The sequence below is a fragment of the Escherichia albertii NBRC 107761 = DSM 17582 genome, from assembly GCF_000759775.1.
GTDB classification, from domain to species: domain Bacteria; phylum Pseudomonadota; class Gammaproteobacteria; order Enterobacterales; family Enterobacteriaceae; genus Escherichia; species Escherichia albertii.
The window spans coordinates 39,442-49,686 of sequence record NZ_BBMY01000021.1 but is presented as its reverse complement, the minus strand read 5'-3'; the positions used below and the strand labels follow the sequence as shown (position 1 = coordinate 49,686).

At 51.2% G+C, this 10,245-nt stretch carries 13 protein-coding genes; 8 read left to right on the top strand and 5 right to left on the bottom strand.

Annotation, left to right across the window (positions count from 1 at the left end; translation table 11 throughout):
- Positions 1-203 precede the first annotated feature (203 nt).
- Complete coding sequence (gene gmhB / locus EA14781_RS06150) at positions 204-776, bottom strand: D-glycero-beta-D-manno-heptose 1,7-bisphosphate 7-phosphatase (RefSeq protein ID WP_001140171.1); 573 nt, start codon at positions 774-776, stop codon at positions 204-206.
- A gap of 187 nt (positions 777-963) precedes the next feature.
- On the opposite strand from gmhB, the gene metN reads away from it, so the two are divergent.
- The 6 genes from metN (at position 964) to proS (ending at position 6,551) form a co-directional block, all read left to right on the top strand.
- On the top strand, positions 964-1,995 hold the full coding sequence (gene metN, locus EA14781_RS06145; RefSeq protein WP_000590964.1) for a methionine ABC transporter ATP-binding protein MetN: 1,032 nt from the start codon (positions 964-966) through the stop codon (positions 1,993-1,995).
- A complete protein-coding gene (locus EA14781_RS06140) occupies positions 1,988-2,641 on the top strand; it encodes a methionine ABC transporter permease MetI (protein WP_001294595.1) in 654 nt (217 codons plus the stop codon). The genes metN and EA14781_RS06140 overlap by 8 nt, the downstream gene beginning before the upstream one ends.
- 39 nt (positions 2,642-2,680) lie before the next feature.
- Complete coding sequence (metQ, locus tag EA14781_RS06135) at positions 2,681-3,496, top strand: methionine ABC transporter substrate-binding lipoprotein MetQ (protein WP_000874219.1); 816 nt, start codon at positions 2,681-2,683, stop codon at positions 3,494-3,496.
- Between the two features lie 117 nt (positions 3,497-3,613).
- The gene (rcsF, locus tag EA14781_RS06130) at positions 3,614-4,018 is read left to right on the top strand and encodes an envelope stress sensor lipoprotein RcsF (protein ID WP_001202318.1); all 405 of its coding nucleotides are present in this window, start codon (positions 3,614-3,616) and stop codon (positions 4,016-4,018) included.
- A complete protein-coding gene (gene tsaA / locus EA14781_RS06125; protein WP_000094024.1) occupies positions 4,015-4,722 on the top strand; it encodes a tRNA (N6-threonylcarbamoyladenosine(37)-N6)-methyltransferase TrmO in 708 nt (235 codons plus the stop codon). Before rcsF ends, tsaA begins: the two co-directional genes overlap by 4 nt.
- Before the next feature lie 110 nt (positions 4,723-4,832).
- Complete coding sequence (proS, locus tag EA14781_RS06120) at positions 4,833-6,551, top strand: proline--tRNA ligase (RefSeq protein WP_001260698.1); 1,719 nt, start codon at positions 4,833-4,835, stop codon at positions 6,549-6,551.
- Between the two features lie 42 nt (positions 6,552-6,593).
- Here proS and nlpE read toward each other — a convergent pair whose 3' ends face one another.
- Genes nlpE through EA14781_RS06105 form a run of 3 tightly spaced genes read right to left on the bottom strand, consistent with a single transcriptional unit; the run spans position 6,594 to position 8,276 of the window.
- A complete protein-coding gene (gene nlpE / locus EA14781_RS06115) occupies positions 6,594-7,295 on the bottom strand; it encodes an envelope stress response activation lipoprotein NlpE (protein ID WP_001223990.1) in 702 nt (233 codons plus the stop codon).
- A 16-nt stretch (positions 7,296-7,311) separates the two neighbouring features.
- Positions 7,312-7,734, bottom strand: a complete 423-nt coding sequence (gene arfB, locus EA14781_RS06110; RefSeq protein WP_000635524.1) for an alternative ribosome rescue aminoacyl-tRNA hydrolase ArfB — start codon at positions 7,732-7,734, stop codon at positions 7,312-7,314.
- Complete coding sequence (locus EA14781_RS06105) at positions 7,731-8,276, bottom strand: YaeQ family protein (protein ID WP_001185304.1); 546 nt, start codon at positions 8,274-8,276, stop codon at positions 7,731-7,733. The genes arfB and EA14781_RS06105 overlap by 4 nt, the downstream gene beginning before the upstream one ends.
- A gap of 165 nt (positions 8,277-8,441) precedes the next feature.
- Between EA14781_RS06105 and EA14781_RS06100 the strand changes: the two genes are divergently transcribed.
- A complete protein-coding gene (locus tag EA14781_RS06100) occupies positions 8,442-8,642 on the top strand; it encodes a YaeP family protein (protein WP_000417057.1) in 201 nt (66 codons plus the stop codon).
- A complete protein-coding gene (gene rof, locus EA14781_RS06095) occupies positions 8,629-8,889 on the top strand; it encodes a Rho-binding antiterminator (RefSeq protein WP_000062303.1) in 261 nt (86 codons plus the stop codon). The genes EA14781_RS06100 and rof overlap by 14 nt, the downstream gene beginning before the upstream one ends.
- 52 nt (positions 8,890-8,941) lie before the next feature.
- On the opposite strand, the gene tilS is transcribed toward rof, so the two are convergent.
- Positions 8,942-10,237 carry a tRNA lysidine(34) synthetase TilS gene (gene tilS, locus EA14781_RS06090; RefSeq protein ID WP_000176589.1) on the bottom strand — a complete coding sequence of 432 codons (1,296 nt, stop codon included), beginning with the start codon at positions 10,235-10,237 and terminating at the stop codon, positions 8,942-8,944.
- Positions 10,238-10,245 lie beyond the last annotated feature (8 nt).

Here is a 10,245-nt window from a genome sequence, read left to right as displayed (position 1 = left end):
TTCACTGTCGCGAGGTGGCGTATATTACGCTTTCCTCTTTCAGAGTCAACCCCGAATTTCAGGATTTTTCTCTTCAACCGAACCGGCTATTTGTGTGAAGTGATTCACATCCGCCGTGTCGATGTGAGGCGCATTATAGGGAGTCGTTTCAGGAAGACAAGCAAAAAAATGCATTTTTATTTCAACAGCTCACCTTTTAATCATCACGTCAGTTTTTGCTGCTTTTTTATCGCTTGCGGCAGGTCTGCCAGGCTATTTAACACCCAATCCGCCGCGTCTTCCGCTTCTGGAGTAACAGGTTTTCCCGTACGCACCAGCACCTTAGTTCCGACATTCGCCGCAGAGGCTGCCTGCATATCTTCTAATTTATCGCCCACCATATAAGAAGCGGTCATATCAATATGCAAATAATCGCGTGCCGAGATAAGCATCCCTGGATGCGGTTTGCGGCAATCGCAAACCTGGCGAAATTCTTCAACACTCCCTTGCGGATGATGCGGGCAATAATAAATGCCATCCAGATCAACATCGCGGTCCGCCAGCGACCAGTCCATCCACTCAGTCAACGTTTCAAACTGCGCTTCAGTAAATTTACCGCGCGCAATGCCAGACTGGTTAGTCACCACTACCAGCGCAAAGCCCATCTTTTTTAGCTCGCGCATCGCGTCGATGACACCGTCGATAAATTCAAAGTTGTCAATCTCGTGAACATAGCCGTGATCGACATTAATGGTGCCATCACGGTCAAGAAAAATTGCGGGTACGCTCTTCGCCACCTTTTATAGCTCCTTAATAAGGTATGTCGCGTTAGTATCGCATGTTTCGACCAGCAAGAAAGTGCTCTTCGTATAAACCTGATTGATTTAGACGTCTGGATGCCTTAACATCCATTTCGTTGACGGCTTTGACCGTATCAGGCAGACGAAAATGCCACGGCTAACTTAATTACGATAATAAATATCAATGATAAAAATTTCGAATATCAGCAAAGTGTTCCACCAGGGCACCCGCACCATTCAGGCGTTGAATAACGTCAGCCTGCATGTGCCTGCTGGACAAATTTATGGCGTTATCGGTGCCTCGGGCGCGGGTAAGAGTACGCTTATCCGTTGTGTAAACCTGCTGGAGCGCCCAACCGAGGGTAGCGTGCTGGTCGATGGCCAGGAGCTGACCACGCTGTCAGAATCCGAACTGACCAAAGCACGCCGCCAGATTGGCATGATTTTCCAGCATTTCAATCTACTCTCTTCGCGTACTGTTTTTGGCAACGTGGCGCTGCCGCTTGAGCTGGATAACACGCCGAAAGACGAGATCAAACGTCGCGTGACTGAGCTGCTGGCGCTGGTTGGTCTTGGCGATAAGCATGATAGCTACCCGTCAAATCTTTCCGGCGGGCAGAAACAGCGTGTGGCGATTGCCCGTGCGTTAGCCAGCAATCCCAAAGTGTTGCTGTGCGATGAAGCCACCAGCGCGTTGGACCCGGCAACCACGCGTTCTATTCTCGAACTGATGAAAGATATCAACCGCCGTCTGGGTTTGACGATTCTGTTGATCACCCACGAAATGGACGTTGTGAAGCGCATTTGTGATTGCGTGGCGGTCATCAGCAATGGCGAACTGATCGAGCAGGACACGGTAAGCGAAGTGTTCTCGCATCCCAAAACACCACTGGCGCAGAAGTTTATTCAGTCGACGCTGCATCTGGATATCCCGGAAGATTATCAGGCACGTTTAAAAACAGAGCCCTTCGCTGACTGCGTGCCAATGCTACGTCTGGAATTTACTGGCCAATCAGTAGATGCGCCATTGCTTTCAGAAACTGCGCGCCGTTTCAACGTCAATAACAACATAATTAGTGCGCAGATGGATTACGCCGGTGGCGTGAAGTTCGGCATCATGCTGACTGAAATGCACGGCACACAACAAGATACGCAAGCCGCCATTGCCTGGCTGCAGGAACACCATGTAAAAGTAGAGGTACTGGGTTATGTCTGAGCCGATGATGTGGTTACTGGTTCGTGGCGTATGGGAAACGCTGGCAATGACCTTCGTATCCGGTTTTTTCGGTTTTGTGATTGGTCTGCCGGTCGGCGTCTTGCTTTATGTCACGCGTCCGGGACAAATTATTGCCAACGCTAAGCTGTATCGCACCATATCTGCGATTGTGAACATTTTTCGTTCCATCCCATTCATTATCTTACTGGTATGGATGATTCCGTTCACCCGCGTTATTGTCGGTACATCAATTGGCTTACAGGCAGCGATTGTTCCACTGACCGTTGGCGCAGCGCCGTTCATTGCTCGTATGGTCGAGAATGCCCTGCTGGAAATCCCAACCGGATTGATTGAAGCCTCTCGCGCAATGGGCGCCACGCCGATGCAGATCGTCCGTAAAGTGCTGTTACCGGAAGCGCTTCCGGGTCTGGTGAACGCCGCAACCATTACGCTGATTACTCTGGTTGGTTATTCCGCGATGGGTGGCGCAGTCGGTGCCGGTGGCCTGGGTCAGATTGGCTATCAATATGGTTACATCGGCTATAACGCGACTGTCATGAATACGGTTCTGGTATTACTGGTCATTCTGGTTTATTTAATTCAGTTCGCAGGCGATCGCATCGTCCGGGCTGTCACTCGCAAGTAACGTTCAACACAACATAAATAATTGAAGAAGGAATAAAGTATGGCGTTCAAATTCAAAACATTTGCGGCAGTGGGAGCTCTGATTGGATCTCTGGCACTGGTAGGCTGTGGCCCGGATGAAAAAGATCCGAATCACATTAAAGTCGGTGTGATTGTCGGCGCCGAACAGCAGGTTGCAGAAGTTGCACAGAAAGTCGCGAAAGACAAATATGGCCTGGACGTTGAACTGGTAACCTTCAACGACTACGTGCTGCCGAACGAAGCACTAAGCAAAGGCGATATCGACGCCAACGCCTTCCAGCACAAACCATATCTCGATCAACAACTGAAAGATCGTGGCTACAAACTGGTAGCAGTAGGCAATACCTTTGTTTATCCGATTGCCGGCTATTCCAAGAAAATTAAATCATTAGATGAACTTCCGAATGGTTCGCAGGTTGCCGTTCCCAACGATCCGACTAACCTCGGTCGTTCGCTGCTGTTGCTGCAAAAAGTGGGGTTAATCAAACTGAAAGATGGCGTTGGTCTGCTGCCGACCGTTCTTGATGTAGTCGAGAACCCAAAAAATCTGAAAATTGTTGAGCTGGAAGCGCCACAGTTGCCGCGTTCTCTGGACGATGCTCAGATTGAACTGGCAGTTATCAATACCACCTACGCCAGCCAGATTGGCCTGACCCCGGCAAAAGATGGAATCTTCGTAGAAGACAAAGAGTCTCCTTACGTGAATCTGATCGTGACGCGTGAAGATAACAAAGACGCAGAAAACGTGAAGAAATTCGTCCAGGCTTATCAGTCTGATGAAGTTTACGAAGCGGCAAACAAAGTGTTTAACGGCGGTGCAGTTAAAGGCTGGTAATTTTTAGGCTGTTTCCACAATTTGTAATATCATTCAGGACGGGCGCTTGCCCGTCTTGTTATTTTTATAAGCGCCTGATTCAATATTGACGTTTTGATCATACATTGAGGAAATACTATGCGTGCTTTACCGATCTGTTTATTAGCACTCATGCTGAGCGGCTGTTCCATGTTAAGCAGATCCCCTGTCGAACCCGTTCAAAGCACCGCACCCCAGCCGAAAGCGGAGCCAGCAAAACCGAAAGCGCCGCGCGCTACGCCGGTCCGAATTTATACCAATGCTGAAGAATTAGTCGGCAAACCGTTTCGCGATCTCGGTGAAGTGAGCGGCGACTCTTGTCAGGCCTCTAATCAGGACTCTCCGCCGAGTATCCCAACTGCACGTAAGCGGATGCAAATCAACGCCTCTAAAATGAAAGCCAACGCAGTATTGCTGCATAGCTGTGAAGTCACCAGCGGCACGCCAGGCTGCTATCGTCAGGCTGTATGTATCGGTTCTGCGCTTAACATTACGGCAAAATGAGCAGTTTCCAGTTCGAGCAAATAGGCGTTATTCGCTCGCCCTATAAAGAAAAATTCGCCGTTCCACGCCAGCCAGGTCTGGTAAAAAGTGCTAACGGCGAACTGCATCTCATTGCTCCATACAACCAGGCCGACGCCGTTCGCGGCCTGGAAGCATTCAGCCATTTATGGATACTTTTCGTCTTTCATCAAACAATGGAAGGCGGCTGGCGCCCAACTGTGCGCCCACCTCGTCTTGGTGGTAATGCCAGAATGGGCGTTTTCGCCACACGCTCTACTTTCCGTCCTAACCCGATTGGTATGTCGCTGGTAGAGCTGCAAGAGGTTGTTTGCCATAAAGATAACGTGATTCTGAAGCTTGGCAGTCTGGATCTGGTCGATGGTACGCCGGTGGTAGATATAAAACCGTATCTCCCCTTTGCCGAATCGCTTCCCGATGCCAGCGCCAGCTATGCGCAAAGTGCGCCAGCGGCAGAGATGGCGGTGAGCTTTACCGCAGAAGTCAAAAAACAACTTTTGACACTGGAGAAACGTTATCCGCAGTTAACGCTGTTTATTCGTGAAGTACTGGCGCAGGACCCGCGCCCGGCCTATCGTAAAGGTGAAGAAGCGGGTAAAACCTATGCCGTCTGGCTGCATGATTTTAATGTCCGCTGGCGCGTCACCGATGCCGGTTTTGAAGTCTTTGCGCTGGAACCACGTTAAATTCACGCCCTTCTCTTTTGACATCTCTTTTGCACTGGTAAACTAAATCACTTTTTTTGTCCCAGGCTCACTTTGAGCCTGTTCTACCTTCCAACTGGAACCGTAACAACATGCGTACTAGCCAATACCTGCTCTCCACTCTTAAGGAGACACCTGCCGACGCCGAGGTTATCAGCCACCAGCTGATGCTGCGCGCCGGGATGATCCGCAAGCTGGCCTCCGGGTTATACACCTGGCTGCCGACCGGCGTGCGCGTCCTGAAAAAAGTCGAAAACATCGTGCGTGAAGAGATGAACAACGCCGGTGCTATCGAGGTGTTAATGCCGGTGGTTCAGCCATCTGAACTGTGGCAAGAGAGTGGTCGTTGGGAACAGTACGGCCCGGAATTGCTGCGTATTGCTGACCGTGGCGATCGTCCGTTCGTACTCGGCCCAACTCACGAAGAAGTCATCACCGACCTGATTCGTAATGAGCTCAGCTCTTACAAACAGTTGCCACTGAACTTCTACCAAATCCAGACGAAATTCCGTGACGAAGTTCGCCCGCGTTTTGGCGTGATGCGTTCCCGCGAATTCCTGATGAAAGATGCCTACTCTTTCCATACTTCTCAGGAATCCCTGCAGGAAACCTATGATGCAATGTATGCAGCCTACAGTAAAATCTTCAGCCGTATGGGGCTGGATTTCCGCGCCGTTCAGGCTGACACGGGCTCTATCGGCGGCAGCGCCTCTCACGAATTCCAGGTGCTGGCGCAGAGTGGTGAAGATGATGTGGTCTTCTCCGACACCTCTGACTACGCGGCAAACATTGAGCTGGCAGAAGCTGTCGCACCGAAAGAACCGCGCGGCGCGGCTACTCAGGAAATGACGTTGGTTGATACGCCGAACGCGAAAACCATCGCCGAACTGGTTGAACAGTTCAATCTGCCGATTGAGAAAACGGTTAAGACTCTGCTGGTTAAAGCAGTTGAGGGCAGTAGCTTCCCGCTGGTTGCGCTGCTGGTGCGCGGCGACCACGAGCTGAATGAAGTTAAAGCGGAAAAACTGCCGCAGGTTGCAAGCCCGCTGACTTTCGCAACTGAAGAAGAAATTCGCGCCGTGGTTAAAGCGGGTCCGGGTTCGCTGGGTCCGGTAAACATGCCGATTCCGGTAGTAATTGACCGTACCGTTGCGGCAATGAGTGATTTTGCTGCTGGTGCTAACATCGACGGTAAACACTACTTCGGTATCAACTGGGATCGCGATGTCGCTACTCCAGAAGTTGCTGATATCCGTAACGTGGTGGCTGGCGATCCAAGCCCGGATGGTCAGGGTACACTGCTGATCAAACGTGGTATCGAAGTCGGTCACATCTTCCAACTGGGTACTAAGTACTCCGAAGCCCTGAAAGCCTCCGTTCAGGGCGAAGATGGCCGTAACCAGATCCTGACGATGGGTTGCTACGGTATCGGGGTAACGCGCGTAGTGGCTGCAGCAATTGAGCAGAACTATGACGAACGCGGCATCGTGTGGCCTGACGCTATCGCACCGTTCCAGGTAGCAATTCTACCGATGAACATGCACAAATCTTTCCGCGTACAAGAGCTGGCTGAGAAACTGTACAGCGAACTGCGTGCACAGGGGATCGAAGTACTGCTGGATGACCGTAAAGAGCGTCCAGGCGTGATGTTTGCCGATATGGAACTGATTGGTATTCCACACACCATCGTGCTGGGCGACCGTAACCTCGACAATGACGATATTGAATACAAATATCGTCGTAATGGCGAGAAACAGTTAATCAAGACCGGTGATATCGTCGATTTTCTGCTAAAAGCCATTAAAGGCTGATAACACTGTTGCTCCCCCCGCGATCTGTCGTGGGGGTTCTCTTTATTTGCTGCTGCAATCCTGTCCTGGAATAAATTTAATCTCTTTATCCGCCACCAGCACTTTTACCGATTCGCCCGTGTCCGGGTTCTCTTCCAGAGTAAAATGACCTTCCATTGCCAACAATACGGGTTTCTCTGCCGTATCGCGTATCGCCAGATAATCTCGCTCAAGGCGAGGATCGCTAGCGACAATGACCCGTTTACCCGTTGCGCAATCGGTAAAGGTCGCCGCGTCAGCCATATAAAAATACATGCCGCGCATGGTCATCGGCGTCACAGGCAGACTGGATTTTGTCGGTTCCAGCGTATAGTTGAACTGGGATTCAATCGGATTACCTTCACGATCGAGCATCTCCAGCGCATCGCCTCTCACCCGATAATATGACTTCTCACCTTTACTATCGGTAAGTACCAACTTGTCGGCGGTTCGCGCCCAGGTGCCGTAAGAAGCAAAGGACGAAGGCTCTTCTCGTGCGCCAAGATAGCGCTCATTCATTACCCAGGTTCCGTCTTTTTCGAGGAACAAAGAGGTTTCGATACCTTCGCAATCAGCACACGGTAGCACGCCGCGCCAGTTTTGCGGCATCGGTTTCAATTCAGCAGCCTGCGCCGGAGAAAGCATCTCGACTTCGGCACGATTATTACATCCCATAAGTGTAAAAAGGCTGATTACAGCCATCGCTGTCACTATCGCTTTTCTCACTCTTCATTCCTTCTTTTTATTCCCGACCACTGCGCACTTTACCGCGCATTGCCTTCACGGTTGATTTTTGTGCCTTCGATGCCAGCCGGCGTTCTTTTGATGCGCGGGTGGGCCGTGTTGGTCGGCGGGCTTTTTGTACGGTGGTCAATTCTTTAATTACCGTCATCAGTCGGGCCAACGCCGCTTCGCGGTTAAGCTCCTGGCTACGATATTCCTGTGCCTTAATAACAATCACGCCATCGCTGCTGATCAGATGATGGCTGGCGGCAAGCAGGCGTTCTTTGTAATACTCTGGCAGGCTGGAGGCCCGAATGTCAAAACGTAAATGAATGGCCGTTGAGCCCTTATTAACATGCTGCCCGCCCGCGCCCTGCGAACGAATGGCGGTGATCTCAAGCTCGCCATCGGGGATAACTGCATGCCGGGAAATCACAATCATGATGGTGGTTGCCAGGCAGTTAAGTTCACTTCCAGATTATTCCTGTCATCCGATAACCAGATAACGCCATCCTGAATCGTCGCCTGTAGCGTCATAGTCCGGTCAGCGAAGGCGCTTACTTTTGCCAGCTGCTCATCGTCCAGATACCAGACTGACAGGTTGGCAAATTGCGCGCATTTGTTTTGATTTTGCTGCCACCAGATTTGCGCTGCCCGACTATTATAGGCAAACAACGCCACTTCTGCGGCCTGGGTGCAGGCTTTCTTAATCCGTCGTTCGTCCGGCAATCCCAGTTCAATCCACAAATCAATCCCCAGATGATCATTACGCAACCATGCTTCCGGCTCATCATCAGCACACAAACCACGGGTAAATTGCAGACGTTCATCGGCATATTTCATCCACGCCAGCAGACGCAGCATCATACGTTCCTGGGTTTCTGAAGGGTGGCGCGCCAGCGTCAGAGAGGCATCGAGAAACTGGTTGCGGTCGAGATCGGCCACATTAACTGTCGCTTTATAAATTGTCGCTTTAAGCGCCATAAGAAAACTCCTTTCGAATCAGGAGACCATTGTAACGGAATACGTGCAGTTGCGACGCTGATATTGCAGAAATGAGTGTGGTATAGTCACCTTGCGAAACAGAGTTTATCTTCGTAGGCTTAGACTTGCATCCACGGTTAAGTCAGAGTACTGACAGGAGGGCATGTGGAAAAATATTGTGAGTTAATACGCAAGCGGTACGCGGAAATTGCCAGCGGAGACTTAGGATACGTTCCAGACGCGCTGGGCTGCATTTTGAAAGTGCTGAATGAAATGGCAGCCGACGATGCCCTTTCAGAAGCTGTCAGGGAAAAAGCGGCATACGCTGCTGCAAACTTACTGGTGAGCGATTATGTCAATGAATGATACGTATCAACCAATCAATTGTGATGATCACGATAATCTTGAGCTCGCCTGCCAGCACCATTTAATGCTGACGCTGGAGCTGAAAGATGGCGAAAAATTGCAGGCGAAGGCCAGCGATTTAGTCTCCCGCAAAAATGTGGAATATCTGATTGTCGAGGCCGCTGGCGAACCCCGCGAGCTGCGTCTGGATAAAATTACCAGCTTTAGCCACCCGGAAATCGGAACAGTGGTGGTGAGCGAGTCCTGATTCACTTTTGCCGGATGCGACGTTTGATACGTCTTATCCGGCTTTCACTTAACTAAGCGTTTCTCTGCCAGACAAAACTTACGCCGTTCTCATCTTCAGCCACACCTTCTTGCGTCACAAAAATCCCTGCCGCCGCAATCAACGTTTCGCCATAAAACAGTAACGGCGTGGTGTCGCGCAACCACGGCGGCACGCCCAGTTCCTGCCAGATTTTCTTTAACTTGCGCCCACCGTTGCGCCCGACAATATGCAGTAATCCTGACGCTTTAAAACGCACGCTGACCGCTTCGTCTGCACGTGGAAAGCGAATATCGCCTCCCGCAGTAAGCTGTACACTTCCCAGCCCCGCCGGTAATTCCAGCGACTGTTGCCACATCTGCCACGGCACAATAGTTTCGCTTTGCCCGACAAAGGATTTAATCCACCACAATTGCGACTGATAGCGACGGATTTCAAACGCGCCAAAGCGCAAGCAAGGAGAAGCATCTTCTCGCGCCAGCGCCACTTCCTGCCAGATACGCACCAGAGCGTCGCGGGAAGGCATCTGCGCATTCAACTTCGCCAGCCAGCGACGAATAATCGCCGCGCGACGGGCATCGCTCATCGTCATCATTGGCGTAATCAGCAACGTTCCCTGCGACGTTTGACAGTGTGCTAAATCATCCGCCAGCAGTTCATCCAGAAGACGTTCTTGTTCAGCGCAAAGTGCGGCGCTACGAGCCGTTGCTTCGGTAAAATGCGGCCAACGCTGCTGCAATAACGGCACCACATGCAAGCGCAGAAAGTTACGATCGTAGGTATCATCCTGATTACTTTCGTCTTCAATCCAGCGCAAGCCATGTTCATGCGCCCACAGCTCAAGTTCTCCACGCGTGCGGGCAAGTAATGGGCGGATGAGTTGAGTTCCGGCAAAATCTGAGACTTCCCCCATGGCAGAAAGCCCGGCAGGACCGCTGCCGCGTTTGAGCGCCAGCAGAAAGGTTTCACATTGATCGTCAAGATGTTGCGCTGTAACCAGCACTTCACCGGGCAACAAGGTGTGGGCAAATGCCTGATAACGCGCTTGCCGGGCCTGGGCCTCAATACCCAATCCTTCCTCCGCAAGTTGTACTCGTTCAACCACCAGCGGCACCTGCCACTGTTGGCAGATGTTCTCGCAATGCATAACCCAGGCATCGGCATTGGCACTTAAACCGTGATGCACATGAATAGCGCGCAGAGTGACGCCCGGATTTTCCATCCGCCACTGCACCAGCTGATGCAGCAGAACAGTTGAATCAAGGCCGCCGCTAAAGGCCACCAGAATCTGGCGTGATGAAAGAAGATGTGTATTCAGCGTGAGTGTCATAATGGTGC

Excerpts from the sequence above, each read along its gene's own strand:
- tilS (WP_000176589.1), bottom strand. The coding sequence starts at position 10,237 with ATGACACTCACGCTGAATACACATCTTCTTTCATCACGCCAGATTCTG.
- EA14781_RS06140 (WP_001294595.1), top strand. The coding sequence starts at position 1,988 with ATGTCTGAGCCGATGATGTGGTTACTGGTTCGTGGCGTATGGGAAACG.
- EA14781_RS06105 (WP_001185304.1), bottom strand. The coding sequence starts at position 8,276 with ATGGCGCTTAAAGCGACAATTTATAAAGCGACAGTTAATGTGGCCGAT.
- metN (WP_000590964.1), top strand. The coding sequence starts at position 964 with ATGATAAAAATTTCGAATATCAGCAAAGTGTTCCACCAGGGCACCCGC.
- rcsF (WP_001202318.1), top strand. The coding sequence starts at position 3,614 with ATGCGTGCTTTACCGATCTGTTTATTAGCACTCATGCTGAGCGGCTGT.
- arfB (WP_000635524.1), bottom strand. The coding sequence starts at position 7,734 with ATGATTGTGATTTCCCGGCATGCAGTTATCCCCGATGGCGAGCTTGAG.
- tsaA (WP_000094024.1), top strand. The coding sequence starts at position 4,015 with ATGAGCAGTTTCCAGTTCGAGCAAATAGGCGTTATTCGCTCGCCCTAT.
- proS (WP_001260698.1), top strand. The coding sequence starts at position 4,833 with ATGCGTACTAGCCAATACCTGCTCTCCACTCTTAAGGAGACACCTGCC.
- rof (WP_000062303.1), top strand. The coding sequence starts at position 8,629 with ATGTCAATGAATGATACGTATCAACCAATCAATTGTGATGATCACGAT.
- metQ (WP_000874219.1), top strand. The coding sequence starts at position 2,681 with ATGGCGTTCAAATTCAAAACATTTGCGGCAGTGGGAGCTCTGATTGGA.